This window comes from Phycicoccus sp. Soil748 (genome assembly GCF_001428025.1).
Taxonomy (GTDB): domain Bacteria; phylum Actinomycetota; class Actinomycetes; order Actinomycetales; family Dermatophilaceae; genus Pedococcus.
This window is the reverse complement of record NZ_LMSC01000001.1, coordinates 269319-285852: the sequence shown is the minus strand read 5'-3', so window position 1 is coordinate 285852 and position 16534 is coordinate 269319. Positions and strand designations below refer to the sequence as shown.

Annotated in this window: 14 protein-coding genes; 8 read left to right on the top strand and 6 right to left on the bottom strand. The window is 70.6% G+C overall.

The window, feature by feature from the left end:
* Positions 1-571 precede the first annotated feature (571 nt).
* Positions 572-901: a MerR family transcriptional regulator gene (locus tag ASG70_RS18730; RefSeq protein WP_235531287.1), complete on the bottom strand. Its 330-nt coding sequence runs from the start codon at positions 899-901 to the stop codon at positions 572-574.
* A gap of 176 nt (positions 902-1077) precedes the next feature.
* Here ASG70_RS18730 and ASG70_RS01375 point away from each other — a divergent pair, with 176 nt between their 5' ends.
* Positions 1078-1314, top strand: coding sequence for an Hsp20/alpha crystallin family protein (locus tag ASG70_RS01375; RefSeq protein ID WP_304437965.1), 237 nt, complete (start codon positions 1078-1080; stop codon positions 1312-1314).
* Between the two features lie 897 nt (positions 1315-2211).
* On the opposite strand, the gene ASG70_RS01370 is transcribed toward ASG70_RS01375, so the two are convergent.
* On the bottom strand, positions 2212-3126 hold the full coding sequence (locus ASG70_RS01370; protein WP_056882053.1) for a GAF domain-containing protein: 915 nt from the start codon (positions 3124-3126) through the stop codon (positions 2212-2214).
* A gap of 1101 nt (positions 3127-4227) precedes the next feature.
* On the opposite strand from ASG70_RS01370, the gene ASG70_RS01365 reads away from it, so the two are divergent.
* Positions 4228-4782: a hypothetical protein gene (locus ASG70_RS01365; RefSeq protein ID WP_056882052.1), complete on the top strand. Its 555-nt coding sequence runs from the start codon at positions 4228-4230 to the stop codon at positions 4780-4782.
* Between the two features lie 8 nt (positions 4783-4790).
* Here ASG70_RS01365 and ASG70_RS01360 read toward each other — a convergent pair whose 3' ends face one another.
* Positions 4791-5897 carry a hypothetical protein gene (locus tag ASG70_RS01360; protein WP_156399760.1) on the bottom strand — a complete coding sequence of 369 codons (1107 nt, stop codon included), beginning with the start codon at positions 5895-5897 and terminating at the stop codon, positions 4791-4793.
* Between the two features lie 522 nt (positions 5898-6419).
* On the opposite strand from ASG70_RS01360, the gene ASG70_RS01355 reads away from it, so the two are divergent.
* From ASG70_RS01355 to ASG70_RS01335, 4 genes are all read left to right on the top strand, one after another.
* Complete coding sequence (locus ASG70_RS01355) at positions 6420-7079, top strand: LamG-like jellyroll fold domain-containing protein (protein WP_056882050.1); 660 nt, start codon at positions 6420-6422, stop codon at positions 7077-7079.
* Between the two features lie 538 nt (positions 7080-7617).
* A complete protein-coding gene (locus ASG70_RS01345) occupies positions 7618-8946 on the top strand; it encodes a cation:proton antiporter (protein ID WP_056882048.1) in 1329 nt (442 codons plus the stop codon).
* Positions 8947-8973: 27 nt separating this feature from the next.
* Positions 8974-10551: a CYTH and CHAD domain-containing protein gene (locus tag ASG70_RS01340; protein WP_056882047.1), complete on the top strand. Its 1578-nt coding sequence runs from the start codon at positions 8974-8976 to the stop codon at positions 10549-10551.
* 26 nt (positions 10552-10577) lie between these two features.
* Positions 10578-11957 carry a winged helix DNA-binding domain-containing protein gene (locus tag ASG70_RS01335; RefSeq protein ID WP_082589936.1) on the top strand — a complete coding sequence of 460 codons (1380 nt, stop codon included), beginning with the start codon at positions 10578-10580 and terminating at the stop codon, positions 11955-11957.
* A gap of 73 nt (positions 11958-12030) precedes the next feature.
* On the opposite strand, the gene ASG70_RS01330 is transcribed toward ASG70_RS01335, so the two are convergent.
* Positions 12031-13029, bottom strand: a complete 999-nt coding sequence (locus tag ASG70_RS01330; RefSeq protein ID WP_156399759.1) for a metallophosphoesterase — start codon at positions 13027-13029, stop codon at positions 12031-12033.
* 144 nt (positions 13030-13173) lie between these two features.
* Between ASG70_RS01330 and ASG70_RS01325 the strand changes: the two genes are divergently transcribed.
* Positions 13174-13893, top strand: a complete 720-nt coding sequence (locus tag ASG70_RS01325) for a hypothetical protein (protein WP_056882045.1) — start codon at positions 13174-13176, stop codon at positions 13891-13893.
* Here ASG70_RS01325 and ASG70_RS01320 read toward each other — a convergent pair.
* Entirely contained in the window at positions 13839-14117 is a 279-nt protein-coding gene (locus ASG70_RS01320; protein ID WP_156399758.1) for a hypothetical protein, read from the bottom strand. The two genes, ASG70_RS01325 and ASG70_RS01320, sit on opposite strands and share 55 nt — an antisense overlap.
* Before the next feature lie 186 nt (positions 14118-14303).
* On the opposite strand from ASG70_RS01320, the gene ASG70_RS01315 reads away from it, so the two are divergent.
* A complete protein-coding gene (locus ASG70_RS01315; protein WP_235531286.1) occupies positions 14304-14627 on the top strand; it encodes a DUF2200 domain-containing protein in 324 nt (107 codons plus the stop codon).
* Here ASG70_RS01315 and ASG70_RS01310 read toward each other — a convergent pair.
* Complete coding sequence (locus tag ASG70_RS01310; protein WP_056882042.1) at positions 14624-16432, bottom strand: SpoIIE family protein phosphatase; 1809 nt, start codon at positions 16430-16432, stop codon at positions 14624-14626. The genes ASG70_RS01315 and ASG70_RS01310 overlap by 4 nt on opposite strands.
* Positions 16433-16534 lie beyond the last annotated feature (102 nt).

Genomic DNA, 16534 nt, shown 5'->3' with positions numbered 1-16534 from the left:
CAGCGCCTAACCAGACAACGACGAATCACGAGACTCGTACACCACGCCCGGGGACTTGACCCCCGGGCAGACAAACAGGGGGTTAGGGGTTCAAGTCCCCTCGTCGGCTCTCTGACCTGTATGACTTCGCCTGATGCTTGACAGTCGCTTCGGCTGATCCTTGACACTCCCTCATGAGGGAGACGAGCGTGGCGGAGCAGCGGTACAAGGCGGTGTTGGCGGTCATTGCTGATGGTCGCACGGTGGTGGAGGTCGCGGTCCTGGAGCTGAGGCGGATGCAAGCGAGGGGCGCCGGATGTGTAGCCACCCTGCACGGCCGCCCGCCGGCGCCTCTCGCGCAACCCTTCGAACCGGAGGCCTCAACCATCGTGCGTATGGCGCTCGGTGACGATCACGTGCCTTCGAGAAGAAGCCGATGGGGACGGCTGTCGGACGCACCTGTAGTGGGCTCATGACGGCTCTGGGGCGTAGTCCTCGTCGGGGTCGCTGACCACCTCTTGGCTCTGCTCGAGCATGTCCCCGTCGTCGGCGGCCCGCGCGGGTGAGCTGGGCGGCCATTCCCGGTCGGTGGCTACTGTGGAGCTGGCGGGCTGTTCCTGCTCGAGCCAGTCGGCTTCCGGGATCGGTTGATCGTGGTCGTAGGGGGCCATGGCGGAACCTCCTTTTCCTCGCGCAGGCTCGCGTTTTCTCCCTCGAGGTCGAGGACCATGCTGATCCCGGCCAAGTTCAGACCAGCCTCGAGCAGGTCGCCGATCCGCCGTAGGCGGTCGAGGTCGTTGGCGCTGTAGCGGCGTGTCCCCCCGTTCGTGCGCTCGGGCTCGAGCAGGCCCCGGGCCTCGTACAGGCGCAGGTTCTGTACGCCCATACCGACCAGGTCGGCAGCCACCGAGATGCCGTACACGCCCTGATCGTCAGGTGGTAGTCCTGCCATGGAGTTGCCCTTCGTCAAAGATCCTCATTCGAGCCCTTGCGCCAGTATGCCTGTGGTGATAAAAGAAATCTATAGCGGCTACCACAGAAACCAAGTGGGTTCGGTGCTGCTGACGCCACCGGGAGAACACGACGGAGGTGACGACGATGCTGGTGCGCATCGACCCTTTCCGTGAGTTGGACCGTATGACCCACCAGGCATTCGGTCCCGTCGGCACCTGGGCCCGACCTTCGGTGATGCCCATGCACGCGTGGCTCGAGGGCGGCACGTTCCACGTAGAGCTCGACCTACCCGGTGTCAGTCAGAAGGAAATCGACCTGGACGTGGAGCACAGGATCGACATCAGCAGCAGGCACGAGGGCCAGCAGGCCACCAACGCCTGACTCCGGCGGTGAGGGTGATGCACGCGATTTCCAACGAGCCGAATGGCGCCTTGAGCGGCGTCGACCAGGAGTTCTTCGACCTGGTCTACGCCGACGAGGCGCTGCTGCGAAGCGAGTTCGACGCGATCGTGGCCGAGGCGTGGACCACCTGTCCTCCGCCAGTGGGGCGCAGGGCGACCCTCGGGGCGGTGCGAAGGTATCCCCGCCGGCCACCAGTCCTACCCGTCGGTGCGGCCGTCCGATACCGCCCGGCACGCCCCGGTGTCGGTGCTCGGCACCGGCAACGCTCACCGCCCGACCGTGACCGCCAGGCCCGCGGAGCGCCTCGCAAGACCTAGCACCTGCACCGTTCGACCATTGGCTCGATCAACTGGCAAATCCCCAGGCAGCCCGGACGGCCCTGACCTCCATAGCCCCTCGCCTGGGCCGCGTTCCTACCCCTTGCGCCCGACGCACCTCGCGTGGACGCCCGCGCCTCACGGCGTCTTGGTCGCGACCCGGGCGAGGCCGCGCGCCGCTCAGGACCCGCGAGCTGGTCTCACACCCAGTCCGTCAGGAGACGGCGAGGGGCTGCTGCGGCATCCTCGGCGATGCGACAGCACCGCCGGGCCGCGCTGCTGGACCCAGACGGTGTGCCGTCAAGGTCCTACCCGTTGCGAGAGCAGGCAACCCCACGATGAGACTTCGGCTCAACGCCCTATCGCCGGGGACGAAATGGTGGGACCCTCGGCGTGGGGCGTCGCCCGCGTGCAGAGACGTATGCGACGTGACCGCCGCTCCCTTCTCTTCCAGGGGTATGCCTGAGGAGGGTGTGGCGGTCAGCGTAGGCGTGCTGGGCCGAGGGGTGGATGGCATCCGCGGCGTCCTGGCTTCGAAAGTAGACGGCGGGACAGCGGATCAGGCAGCGTGCGGGTTCTCCGGCTCGAGTACGAACCACACGGTCATCCCCCCTGCGTCCAGCTCGGAGCCCCATCGGGTCGACGACGCGTCCACGACCTGCAGTCCGCGACCATGCACGGCGAGCGGGTCGCCCGCGACGCTGCCGGGGTCGACGACGACAGTCGAGCCACCGTCGCGGACAGACGTGGTGAGCACGCCCTGGTCAAGGACCAGGCGGAGGTCGCACCCTGCCTCCGTGTGGAGCAGCGCATTGGTGACCAGCTCGCTCAAGCACAAGATCGCGTCACCAGCCATGACGTCGTCGACACCCCATGCTGCGAGGGTGATGAGCGCGAAGTGCCGGGCAATGCCGACCTCTCGGAGGTCTGCAGCAACCGCCAGGTCGGCTGCCCTGGCGCCGGCTGGCACGGGCTCCGCCGCCAGGGACCTGCTGACGTGCATGGTGGCACGCTGGATGTGGCGAAGTTGTAGTCCCAGTCGTGCCCCTAGGGCCGCCAGCTCGGTCACCTGCGGCTGGTCGAAGCGCTGCGGAGTCTCGAAGAACAGTACGTACGCGCCCAGGACGTGACCGGCCGCGACAACTGGCACAAAGGCGAGAGCCTTGGTCCTAGGGAGCTGGCGGTTGATAAACGCCTCATAACGGGCGGCGAGGTTCTCCAACGAGCCCAGGACCGCCTCGCCAGTGCGAACGGCGTGTACCAGGGGCACGTCCTCGTTCGCGTCGATCTCACACCACTGCGCGTCCCGCTCGAGATCGCGATCGCTGGCGGTGAACAGAAGCCGCCGTCCACCACCTTCGGCCAGTGCGAGCCCAGCGCGATGAACGGCTGGCACGTCAGCAAGCTCCGTGAGCGCGGCCTGCGTCCACGTCTCCCCTTCGGGGACGGGTCTGCTTGCGACGGTGTACGTCACCCATGAAGGCTAGTCGCCCCGGGCACGGATAGGTGGTTTCCGAGTGCGCCGTCAGGGCCATTCCCGCGCCGAGTAGGTTTCGCAGATGAACCGCCGGCCGGCTCGGTGAGCGCCAACAGCATCGCGACGAGCCCTTCCGCACGGCGCGGTCGTTCCTCAAACCGGTTTGACGGATGCGTCACGCGGCACGGCGACCCGGCGTAGTGTCGATGCCACAGCGTCGTCCAGCGGCGCGGCCCGGGAACAGACTCGAGGTACCGCGATGGAGATCGACCCAGCCGTTCCCGCGTCCCGGCCACCACGGTCTCTGACCGAGCTCGCTCACGACGTCCGAGCGGCGGCTACAGAGGTCCGAACCAAGCGCGCCCCACCGGTGAGCGAACGGGACCTCCTTTCCGCTCGAAGAGCGCTTCTGAGAGCGATGGAAGTGTACGCCGATGAGCTCACAGCGCGACGACTACCGATCCCTCGCGTGCTGCACGACGACTTGCGCCTGCAGCAGGAAATCCAACGACACCCCAACGCCTGGGACTGGACCCGTTGAAGGAACGGGCCTCTGGCGGAGAAGGCGGCGACCACGACGGCCGGCAGGGAGGTCCTTAGCGTGCAAGCCTGTGGCTGCACACCACGTCCCGCGTTTGGCAGGACGACAGGGAGGGCCCAACTGGACGCGAGCCCAGCACGGCGCCCCTCTGGTAACGAGCGAGAACGCGCACTGGTGATCGCACGACCCCGTAGGCGGGAAGAGCCACCTCTCGGCAACGCCCTGAGTCGCCGAGACAGAGACCCACGACCTCCTTCGGACGTAGCGGCCAGGTTCCGCTCACCTGCATGAGAGGAACTTTCGAAGGGACGACCTCCGGAGTGAGCTGTGCCAGGTGACTCGGCATCTTCGACCGGTCCCGGCCTGAGGTGACCGTGTGTCGCCTGCACCTCCCTCAGGCTCGCCGGCTCGAGAGCTCCCGTGCACATCCGCATTCCTTCGCGGGACCTTCGGCTCTGACCGAGTCCTCCGGGAGCAAGCGACCGTGACGAGAGGTCATAGGCCGCTTTCGCTACCTGGGAGGACGACATGACACGTATCGCGCGTGCGGGGGTCCGGTGGCCCTGACCGCCATCTGCGCCTTGGCCGCGGCAGGACCGTCTGCCACCCTCCCCTCCGCCGCCGGCCACGAGAGTGCGCCATGGCACGGCGCCACCCTGGCGCAGTTCGGCCCGCCGACCACGCACCCACCGGGCCCCGACGGTCCCGGCTCCTTCAACGCCACCCTGCCCAACGGACGGCGTGTGACGCCGGCGGGCACGAGCGTGCAGGTCGGGCAGAACCCGCTCAACTCCGCCCTGACGGAGGACGGCCGCTTCCTGCTCACCCGCAACGACATGGAACGCAACGGGCCGCCGAAGACCGGTTCAGCGGTCGACCCCCTGGACACCAAGAGCGGCGCGGACGCGGCCCTGAGCCAGTACACCGTCTCCGTCACGGACACGAGCACCACCTACGACACGCAGACCGAGGGGATCGGGACCCTGACCACCCTGTTCTTCCGGTCGCTCGACCTGGCGAAGCACCGGGCCGGCATGGGCGGCGCTGCGGACTACCAGGCACAGCAGAACCGGCTGTTCGCCCAGGCCCGGGAGGCCGTCGAGGAGGGCTGACGGGCTGGTCAGCCGTGCAGGGCTTCCGGCCTGATCACCAGCTCACCGAAGTCGCGTCGAGCCTGCTCGACCAGGCCAGGGTCGGGGAAGCGCCCCTGCCCCCAGGCGCTCTCGTCCGGAGGCTGGTACCAGGCCTCCAGGTCGTGCGCCTGCACCAGCCACCGGTCCGGGGCCACCTCCTGCACCGTCCAGGCGCCGAGGTCAGCAGCCCGATCGAGCTGGCCGGAGCCGAGGACCTGGATCCCTGCGACGTCCAGCACGTGGGTGGACCAGAGGTCACGGCGCAGGATCCACTGCGGGCCGTGCGGCAGGCTGCTCCACGATGGGAAGAGCGGGTTGGCGAGCCAGACCGCAGCGCTGTCGAGGAAGGCGCTGAGTGCCGTGACCATGGCTGCCAACGACTCCGCGGTCCGGGCCCCTGCCTCGTCCGGGGTCACGCTGGTGAACGTCGCCTGTCCCCAGTGCCCGATGTTGGCGGCCCGGTAGAGATCCGGCGGCTGCGAGAGGGCGTGGGCGACCAGCCACTGGTCGGCGTGGCGCAGGTTGGCGTGCAGCACGGCCATGCCGCCGGCGGCGTCGAGGGGGATCGTGGGGCCGGCGCCCCGCACCTCCATGTCCCCACCCACCTGGTCCAACCACCGCAACGTACTCGTGAGCACCTCAGCCGTCGCTGCGGGTGCGACTCCCCACCGGAACTCTGGGACGCCGGACGGGTTCACCGGCAGGTCCGCCAATGGGGTCGCCATGGTGAGTCCTGCGAAAACCGTTGGGGCGACTGGCCTCCCGGGCAGGAAGGAGTCGACGTCGAGCAACGGTGGAGCGCACAGGGTCGCGGTGACGCCGGCGGTGTCCAGCGTGGCTCTGATGGTTTCGACGACGTCCTTCCACCTCGACTCGCCCGGCACGATGACCCACAGGCCGCCCGTCGCCGGGTGGACAGCGGGCTCGCCACCCCAGCGAGCGTCCACGGCTGTGGCCAGCGCGGCGGTGACCGACTGGACGTCGGTCACGTTGGGGTCCTTGAGCGCCACGCGGACCTGGACGGAGGCCGGACCCGTCCGCCGCAGCGCCGTCGTCCGAGCCCTGATCTGCGCAGCCTCCACCGTTACCCCCACGGGACCATGGTGGTGTCGGGGACCAGCGCCGGCAACCAGCTCGGAACAGGGAGTCATCCGACGAGGTGCGCGAAGGCCACGATGTCGTCGACGTAGTGCCCGGTCGTCCGTTGTGGTGCTGGCCGGCAACGCACGGACGGTCTGGGGCGTCGACGTCCTGCGGGCGGATCGCGGCTCGAGCAGGCAGCGGCCGCGTGCGCCGGTGAGCAGATGCTGAGCTCGGCGTGCGACCGGGGCTCTGGTTGAGGGCGTCATGGAGCCGCACCAAGGTCAGGGCGGAAGAGGCCGGACGGCTCCCGGGGCCGCAGCTGCTGGACACCTCGACTCACCCATTGGGCGGAAGTGAACGGCGACGGCTGGGTGCACTCTGTAAGGACGCTGTGGGCGCAGCCCATGGGCCTGGTCTCGCGAGGACGCCGCGCGCACCGGACCTGGAGTCGGCAGGTCACAACGTGCAGTGAGGACAAAGGGAAGGTCGTCTCGATGAGGACGTATCGAGGACTGAGGCGCAACAAGGTCGGCATGACGGGGCGGGGCGTCGCTGTGGTGGTGGCCGCCATCGCGACCATCGCGGGCACCGGAGCAGCCGCGGCATCGGCCGCGACGACCTACGTCTGCCCCCTGACCATCGGTGCCATCTGTGACGGGCCCCTGTCGGGCAGCGTGCACGGGGACGTGGTGACCGGCGACGGGTATGGCTTCAACCTCAGTGGCAACGGCGCTGCAGGCTACGTCCAGGTCGACAACTCGGGAACCATCCCGATGGGGAAGTTCCCCATCAGCTTCTCTGTCGAGGTCAAGGGAGTTGGCGTCCCGTCCTCGTCGGTCGGTGACTACGACGTGGTCCGTGGGACGCCAGCGGGCAACTGGAAGATCGAGGTCGTTGCCAAGAACAACCGCACGACGGCACGGGCCGCCTGCTTCTTCAAAGGGGTCAGCGGCAAAGCGACCGCGGCCGGCGGCCCTGACCTCAACACCCGGCAAGGCCAGTGGACCACCATCACCTGCACCAACACCGGGTCGGCGGTCGAACTCCGCGTGGACGGGGTTCTCGTCAAACGAGTCGCCGTGACGACGGGGACCATCCCGAATCCGGGGCCGATGCTTCTCGGCGCCAAGAACACAGTTGGCGGCGACCAGTTCAGCGGCTACGCAAGGAACATACGGATCGATATCCCCTAGTCCTGGAGCCAGCCACGCTGGTCGACTCGGAGTGGCGACACGGTGTGACCAACGTGGACCTGGACGAGTTGCGATCGGCTGGCGGATCGAGTCCGATGACCGAGCTCGCGTCGGTCGTACTCCCCCTCGCAGAACTGGGTTCGCTCGGACTGCCAGCTGGGGGACTTGGTCCTGNTTCGGGCGCGGACCAGCATTCCATCAGTAGACGCGGCACGCCACGCTCTGCTCTCCATGCCGGGAATGAGCCGGGACGAAGAGCCCGAGGACCTTGCCTCCTGGTTCGTCGATCGGCTTCACCGATCCCGCCTGCGGCCACTTGACGCACACGGGCACGAGCGCGCGGATCGCGTTCGGGACGATCGCCCGTCGCAGCCGCTCCGACGGACCGGGGCCTCGATGCGCGACCCCGGGACTTCCACCAAAGGGATGAGCCGTGGTTCAGCCGGCGTCTACGACGGGCTACGACGCTGGGACGGCCCGGGTGCGGCACCCGCCGGGTTCAATCCAAGGAGCACTCCGAATGCCCTAGGGGGAACCCATGCCCGCCTCCGATCTGGCGCACGTCCTGGTCGCGCTGCTCGTCATCCTCGTGACGGCGCACGGCATCGGTGGCCTGTTCGCGCGGTTCCGGCAGCCGCGAGTGATCGGTGAGATCTGCGGCGGCCTGCTGCTCGGCCCGACGGTGCTCGGCGCGCTCGCACCCTCCGCGGAGAAGTGGCTGTTCCCGTCCGGCACGACCACGTCGACCGTGCTGGGCTGGAGCTACCAGCTCGGCCTGCTGCTGCTCATGTACTGCAGCGGCATCGAGGTGCGTTCGGTGATCAGCCGCCGGGAGGCACGGACCGTCTCGATGGTGCTCGCCTTCGGGACCGTGCTGCCCTTCCTGGCCGGTATGGCGGTGCTGCCCCTCATCGCCGAGCGCGACCTCTACGGCCCGGCCGGCAACCACACCTCGTTCCTGCTCGTGTTCGCCGTGGCCATGGCGGTGACCAGCATCCCGGTCATCTCCCGCATCATGTTCGACCTGGGCATCCTCGGCACCCCGTTCTCCCGCATCGTCATCGGCACCGCGGTGATCGAGGACGTGCTCCTCTACGTCGTCCTCGCCGTCGCCCTCGGCGCGGCCGCCCAGAGCTCCACCTCGGTGTTCGGGCTGCCGACGCTGTTGGGGTTCGAGCCGGGGTCGGCGGCCGACTTCGGCTACCACGCCGGGGCCACCGTTCTCGTGCTCGGACTCGGGCTGCTGCTGGGCCGGCCGCTCTACCAGAGGGCGGCGAACACCCCGGTCAACGTGATCCACCGCCACAGCCCCGCCGCGTTCCAGCTGATGTTCGTGCTCGCCTCGTGCCTGGCCTGCGTCTACCTGGGTATCCAGCCGTTCTTCGGTGCCTTCGTCGCCGGGATCGTCGTCGGGTCTGCGACCGCCGAGCCCAACCCGATCCACGAGGGCGCCACCGTGGCCATCAAGGACTTCGCCTTCGCTTTCTTCGTCCCCATCTACTTCGCGATCGTGGGTCTGCAGCTCGACCTCCTGCACGGCTTCAACCCGTTGTTCTTCGTCGGCTACCTGGTGCTGGCCTGCCTGGTGAAGGCCGTCAGCGTCTATGCCGGGGCGCGCGTCGGCGGGCAGCCGCACTTCGCCTCGGTCAACCTCGCCGTGGCGATGAACGCCCGCGGTGGCCCCGGCATCGTGCTGGCCTCGGTGGCGTTCGGCGCGGGCATCATCAACCAGTCCTTCTACTCCGTGCTGGTCCTGCTGGCCATCGTGACCTCGCTGCTCGCCGGGACCTGGCTCGAACGTGTTCCGCGGGACCGGCTGCTCGGCGCGCCTGCCGCACAGCCGAGCGACGTGCTCCCCGCTCGTTAGCGGTGGCGATCCGCGCGAAGATGGACCATGGGCACGCAGGCCACTCGTCAGGACGAGGTCGAGCGCAAGTACGACGTCGGCCCGGACCTGGCGCTCCCAGTCCTGACGGTCGTCGACGAGGTCGCGTCGATGGGCCAGCAGGAGGTGCTCGACCTCCAGGCGGTCTACTACGACACGGCCGGACTCGACCTCCACCGGCACGGGATCAGCCTGCGCAGGCGCACGGGCGGCGTGGATGACGGCTGGCACCTCAAGCTGCCCCGCGAGGGGGATCGGCGGACCGAGGTCCACCTCCCGTTGGGCCGGGCCGTGCGTACGGTGCCGGCGAAGCTGCTCGAGCCGGTGCGGGCGATCGTGCGTGACCGTCCGCTGCTAGCGGTCGCGACGCTGACGACGCACCGCCTGCAGCAGACCGCCCTGGACGACGAGGGCCACGTGCTCGCGACGGTGTGCGACGACCGGGTCGAGGGGCAGAGCACCCTCGACCCCGACCGACGGTTGTACTGGCGCGAGGTGGAGCTCGAGCTCGGCGACGGGCAACCCGACGGGCTGCTGGCGCGCCTGGAGGCCCCGCTGCTCGAGGGCGGCGCGTCGCGCTCGCAGTCCACGAGCAAGGTGCGCCGGGTGCTCGGGGAGCCCGGCGACCTCGACGGCGACAAGGACTGCGACGGCGACGGCGTACGGGGTCGGCGCCAGGCCCGCCGCCCGCGTCGTGGGCGCAAGGCCAAGGCTGCAACCGTGTTCCTGACACAGGCCGAGCACCACGTCAGAGACCTCTACCGCCACGACCGTGGCGTCCGCGAAGGAGAGCGCGGCTCGGTCCACCAGCTGCGGATCGCTGCCCGCCGCCTCAGGTCGACGTTGGACACCTTCGGGCCCTTGATGGTGCCCGGCTCGACCGACCTGCTGCGCGCGGAGCTCCGGTGGGTGGGTCAGGCGCTGGCGGCCGCCCGGGACGCCGAGGTCCTGCGGCAGGGGATGGACCGCCTCGTCGCCGACCAGCCTGCCGAGCTGGTCCTCGGCCCCGTCTCCTCGCGCATCGACCGGGACCTGGCGAAGGCGCGCGCCGCGGGTGTCGAGGCTGCCGGCGAGGCGATGTCCAGCGAGCGCTACTACCGACTGCTCGACCTGCTCGACGACGCGGTGCGTTCGCCCCGGTGGTCGGGTTCGGCCGGGCGACGCGCTGGTGAGGTGCTGCCCCGCCTGCTGGCCAAGGACGCGCGCGCCGTGCGCAGGGCCGCGCGCCGTGCCCGCGAGGTGCACGGACCCGACCGTGACCTGGCCCTGCACACGGTGCGCAAGAAGGCCAAACGCCTGCGGTATGCAGCCGAGAGTGCTCAGGTGGTGCTCGGCCCCGGGACCGCGAAGCTGGCAAAGCACGCGAAGCAGGTGCAGTCAGCCCTGGGCGACCACCACGACTCGGTGGTCGCGCGAGCAGCATTGCGGCAGTGGGGGATCGAGGCGCACCTCGATGGTGAAAACGCGTTCACGTTCGGGCTCCTGCACGGGCTCGAGCAGGCGCGCGGCCAGGCCGCGGAGGAGTCCTTCGACGTGGCCTTGTCACGCCTGGGGAAGAAACCCGTGCGCCGAGAGCTCCGCCAGTAGACCGTCGCCAGGCTGCCGCCGTGTCCATGCACCCGTCACGGGCCGAGGTCGTCGCCTTCCGGATGGCGGCCCACCGCCTCACCGAGCGCCGTCCCGTGGAGGCCCTGCTCGAGGTGGCGGGCGCGTGCGGGGTCCAGGACAGCCCGCCGGGTTCGGCGCTGACCGCCCTGGGCGCAAGGGTGCGTGACCTCACGCCTGCAACGCTCGACGACGCGCTCACCCGCGACAAGACGCTGCTGCGGACGTGGTCCCTGCGCGGTGCCCCCTACGTCGTGCCGACCGAGCTGGCGTCGGTGTTCACGACCGGCGTCCTGCCGCCGGACGAACAGGCCTTGCGCCACTTCCTTCCGGGAGCGGCGCCCTCGGTGGACCGTCTCGGCATGGGTCTCACCGAGGCGGCGCACCTCACGAGCGTCGAAGTGAGTGTGGTCCTGTCCGGGCGCCGGCTCGCCGTCGACGAGCTCGGAGTGGAGGTCGCGACGCGGGTGGCCCGCAGCCTGGCGCCGCGGCAGCGGGGGGTGTGGGAGTCGGAGGGACCGTATGCCGCGGGCCAGCCGCTCGGTGAGGGAATCGTCCACTTCTGCCTCCGTGTCCTCGCGCTGCGGCAGGTCGTGTGCTTCGGCCCGCGGGACGGCGCCAAGGCGCCGTTCGTGCTCCTCGACGAGTGGCTCGGTCACCCCGTCCCGCCGTTGGACCCGGTGGCGGCACGGGCGGAGCTGCTGCGCCACTACCTGCACTGCCACGGGCCCTCGACCCCCGCGCACTTCGCAGCGTGGCTGGGGTTGCGTGTCGGGGACGTCGGCCCGTGGTGGGCACCGGTGCAGGACGAGCTGACGCACACCCGGTACGGGGGTGGCTCGTGGATGCTCACGCGCGACGTCGAGGCGATGCGGTCGGCGGCGCCGCCGCGAGGGGTCCGGCTCCTGCCGCCGTCCGACCCGTACACGCAGACGCGCGACCGGGACGTGCTTGCGGACCCACGGCACCACCGAGAGGTCTGGAAGGCCGTCGGCTCGCCCGGCGTCGTCCTCGTGGACGGTGCCGTCGCGGGCACGTGGCGTTCGCGCCGGACCGGTCGGACCGTGACCTTCACGGTCGACCTGTTCGAGTCGCTGTCGCCCGCGCTCCTCGGTGAGCTGAACGCGAGACCAACCGGCTCGCGCTGCTGCGCGGCACCTCTGCCGCGGTGGTCCAGCTGCGCTGACGCGGTGCCCGGCCCCTGGCCCGGGCGGCCGCTCGGAGTGGCTAGTCCTCTGGTCACATCTCGTCAGGGCGGCTCATGGCCCGTGGCGCCGTGGGCCGCCCGTGACGGCTCGGGACGTGCCGTCGACGGCGGTGGTTACCCACAAGCTGCGACCGCGGAGGTCGTTGTGCACAGGCCCACCTGTGGACGACACGGTGACTAGTCACCCCGGGGGCGCCGCGGTCGCCGCGCGACGCCGGACGCCGTCGGACCACCCGGACGGGCCAGGCGAGGTGTCAGTGGCAGGCCGTGGAGCCGGTGTCGGTGAAGACCGGGGAGGCGGGGTAGGCCTGCAGGTACTCCCAGTCGTAGCTCGCAGGGTGCAGGGTCAGCTGCAGCACCCCGAACGTCCGGTCGCTGCCGGCCTCGAAGTTGGGCAGTCGGGGTGACTTGAAGGTCGAGTGGCTCTTGCCGCCCATGCCGACGATGAACGCGCGGAGCCCTCGAGCGGTGTCGAGCTGGCTGCTCGGGTTCTGCTGGGCGTAGCGCGCGTACAGGTGGGAGTTGCCCGTCAGGACGACGTCGGCCCCGCCCGCGTACAGGGCGTCGATGAACGGCTTGAACTTGGCAACGGTGTTCCCGTTGGACCAGTAGGGACGGTGCATGACGGCCAGGATGCACGGCTTGCTGGTGGCGGCCAGGTCCTGCCTGAGCCACTGCAGCTGCGGGCTCGTGGACTTGCAGCCACCGATGCTCGCCTCGGTGCACGCGGTGTTGAGGGCCACGACGTGCCAGCTGGTCCCGATGTCGTAGCTGTACCAGCCAGGGCACGCCTTGGTGCACGAACCCTGCTGGGCGCGGCTGGAGAAGTAGGTGAAGTAGCCCTCGGCGCCGGGGGTGGAGCACCCGGAGCCGGAGTACTCGTCCTCGCCCACGATGGGGTAGGTCTTGTCCAGGTACTGGCCCCACGTCTTGTCGTAGCCACCCTGGTAGGAGGCGAGCCGCCCGCAGTTGTACTGGTTGTCACCCGCGGTGAGCACGTAGTCCGCCGGTCCGAGCAGCCCGGCAGTCAGGTCGTCACGGCACTTGGTCGTGCGCTTGCTCCCCGGCTCGCAGGCGATGTCGCCGGCCGCCATGACGACGGGGTCCCCCGTCGCGGCGGCCGCGGCGGTCTGCGTCACCGACGTCGAGGTCGTGGCCGCGTCCGCTGTCGCAGGCAAACCGGCGCCCACGCCGACGGCGGTGCTCGTCGCGAAGCTCAGCGCCACTGCCACCACTACCCTGATCCGCGCCATCGCCCACACCTTTCAGCCGCTTTGTGAGCACTGTGCCAATGCGCGGGCGTCTGCGCCTCGGCCGCGACGACGACCGGCGCTACGGCATCGGTAGGGCACGTGGTGGAGTCCTGCAGACGTGCTCGCCCGGGGTTACGGTGGCGGATGCGTGTTCGCCCCGGACGTCCTCGACCTACCCTTCCCGCCGCCGCCGCCGCGGTCGCCATCGCCGGGCGAGGCCTCGGGCTCCTGTCCTGGGCGGCGGCACTCCTTCGGCGCAGCAAGCCGCTGCACCCCGTCGGCGTGGTGGCCGGCGCGGTCCTCACGGTCGACCCCGCACCCGTCGCCAGCGGCTCCCCGCTGCTCGACCGGCCAGGCGGGCGACGCTGCCTGGTGCGGGCCTCCTACGCCGTCGGCACCGGCCCCGAGCACACCGACATCGAGGGGTTCGCCCTCCGCGTGCTGCCCGTCGACGCCGACGACGCCCGCAGTGACCTGCTCTTCGCCAGCACCGGCGTCGGTCGGTGGACCCGCCACCTGCTCGTCCCGCGGCGACCGGGCCGCCACGGTGCGCAGACGACCCTGCTCCCCGTTCGTGCGGCAGGGCGCCCCTTGGTCGTGCGCCTCGACCCCGTCGACCGCCTCACCCAGCCGTGGCCGGCGCGGTACGTGCTGTCGTGGTCGCACGGTCAGGGCACCTGGCACCGGTTCGCCACGCTGGCCGTGGCATGGGACGGCGTCGATGACGCCCCCAACCGCTTCGACCCCGTCGCGAACCCGCTGCCAGGCACGACGCAGTACGCAGCCGTGGCCAGGCTGCGCGAGCCGGCCTACCGGTCCGCGCGCCTCGCGCGACCGTCGGCGGGCCGGCTCCCCAGGGCGTAGCCGAGGCACCCGGCCAGCAGCACCAGCCCGAGCACCGCGCCGGCCCACGCGACGAGCTCACGGTCGCTGACCACGCGTGGGAGCCGTGACTGCTCCGACAGCGGGGCGTACGCGAACCAGCCGAAGGCCGTGGTGTGCGCGTGCACGGCCAGCACCGTGCACGTCACGAGGACGACGAGCCCCACCGCGGCCACGGCCGCCAGGCGGCTTCGACGTCTCCCCATACGAGGACCGTAGTGGCAGGCGCGGTCGCGGGTCAGCGCCTCTGGGCGGGTCGCCGACGCCGGCTCCCGGAGTAGCATCGCCAACGTCCGCGAAGCACTGGCCGGGCAGCGCGGGAACGCACCAGAGGGGGACGAGCGATGGCGACGCAGCAGTCTGAGAACCGCCGGGCGAACAGGGTCTTCGCCATGAGCCTCGCCTCGGTCTACCCCCTCTACCTGGCCAAGGTGGAGAAGAAGGGCCGCACGCAGTCGGAGCTCGACGAGGTCATCGCCTGGCTCACCGGGCTCGACGAGCCGGCGCTGCACCGCCACCTCGAGTCGGGCACGACGTTCGAGGCGTTCTTCGACCAGGTCGAGCTCAACCCGCGCGCCTCGGCGATCACCGGCACGGTCTGCGGGGTGCGGGTGGAGGAGGTCGACGACCCGCTCATGCAGAAGATCCGCTACCTGGACAAGCTGGTCGACGAGCTGGCCAAGGGCCGACCGCTCGAGAAGGTCCTGCGCGCCTAGAGCGGACGCCCGGGGTGTCGGCGCAGGGCCACCGCGGCCACGTCGTCCTCGTGCGCGTCAGCGCCCATGGTGGCCACGGCCAGTCGCAAGCCGCTCCCCAGGTCGTCGCCCGTCAGCGAGGCCAGGGCCGCCGTGAGCCTCTCCCTGCCCTCGTCGATGTCCTCGGTACGCCGCTCGATGAGCCCGTCCGTGAACAGCACGACGGTGTCGCCGGAGCAGAACCTCACGACGTGCCGACGCCGCCCGCCCTCGAGGACCGCGAGCGGCGGACCGTCGGCGCTGGGCAGCTGCTCGACCGAGGAGTCGGCCCGCAGCAGGATCGGCGCCGGGTGGCCCGCGTTGGCGATGAGTAGCTCGTCGCGCGCCGGGTCGACCAGGACGTAGGCGAGCGTGACCAGCTGCTCGTTGCCGTACTCCGCCAGCATGTGGTCGAGCTTGGCCAGCACCACGTCGGGCAGCGGGTCGTTGGCGATGTAGGCCCGCACGGACGCCCGCATCTGCGCCATCGACGCTGCGGCTTGGACACCCCGGCCCATGACGTCCCCGACGAAGAGGGCGACGCGGCCACCGCTGAGCGCGATCACGTCGTAGAAGTCACCGCCGACCTCCGTGCGTCCCGACGCGGTGTAGCACGCGGCGACGTCGCACCCGGCGACGGCGGGCAGTCCGGCCGGCAGCACGGCGTGCTGCAGGCGGACGGCCACGGCCAGGGTCTCGCTGTGCAGCTCGGAGTTGTCGATGGACACCGCGGCACGACGGGCGAGCTCCTCGGCGAACTCGAGGTCGTCCTGCACGTAGGCCTGCTTCGACTCCGCCCGCACCCAGGTGATGACGCCCAGGGTGCGGCTGCGCGCGACGAGCGGCACGGTGATCGCGCTGTACAGCCCGAGCTCGCGGGCGATGCGCAGGTGCTCCTCGTCACGGGCGGCGGCGACCAGCAGCTCGTCGGTGATCTCGGGGATGAGCTCGCTGGCGCCGGTGCGCATGACCTGCCAGGGACCGTTGGTGGCGGCGGGGTCGGTGGGGTAGCGCTCCGCGAGCTCGTGGGCGTACTCGACCTTCGCCGGGTCGACGTGGGCCACTGCCAGGCGCCTCAGCCGGTCGTCCTTGACCAGGTCGATCGCGCACCAGTCCGCGAAGGTGGGCACCGCGAGCTCCGCCACCCGCGTCAGGGTCGCCTCGTAGTCGAGGCTGCTGGCGAGCTCGGCCGACGCCTCGGCCAGGAACGACAGCTGGGCCTGCCGGGCGGCGGCGTCCGCCTCGGCCCGGATCCGCAGCAGCGCCTGGGCGCAGCTGTCGGCCAGGATGTCGAGGAAGTCCAGCTCTGCCGGCTGGAAGTCGCGGCGCCCGGGAAAGGACAGGCTGACGGCCCCGATGGTGCCCGTCGCGGTGCCGAGCGGCAGGACGAGCAACGACCGGTCGCCCCGGTCGATGCGCGGGGTGTCCGGGAAGGCATCCACGATGGCGTCGCGACCGACGAGCATCAGGCGCCTCCCCGACCGGATGACCTGCGTGGCCGGGTTGGCCATGGACATGGGGTAGGTGGCGTAGGCCTCTGCGTCGCCCTCGTCACCCCCGCGCAGCCCCAGGAGGCGCACGACGTCGGGGCCGACCAGGAGGTTGAGCGAGGCGATGGTGGCACCGACCGCCTCGGCGATGTGCTCGACGACGATCCGGGTGACAGCTTCGGCGGTCGAGGCACGGATCAGCTCGGCGGTCACCCGCGCGAGCCCGGTCAGGCGGCCGTCGAGGGACGCGTCCGCGCGGTCGTCGGCGGTCGGCTCCTCGCGCGACCCGACTGCCATGTCGCCATGATGGCAGGCCCGGGCCGACCGGAGCAGGGGTTCGCCCCGAACCCGACCCGAACCCGACCCGGCTCCGAGCCGGCTCCGAGCCGGCTCAGAACC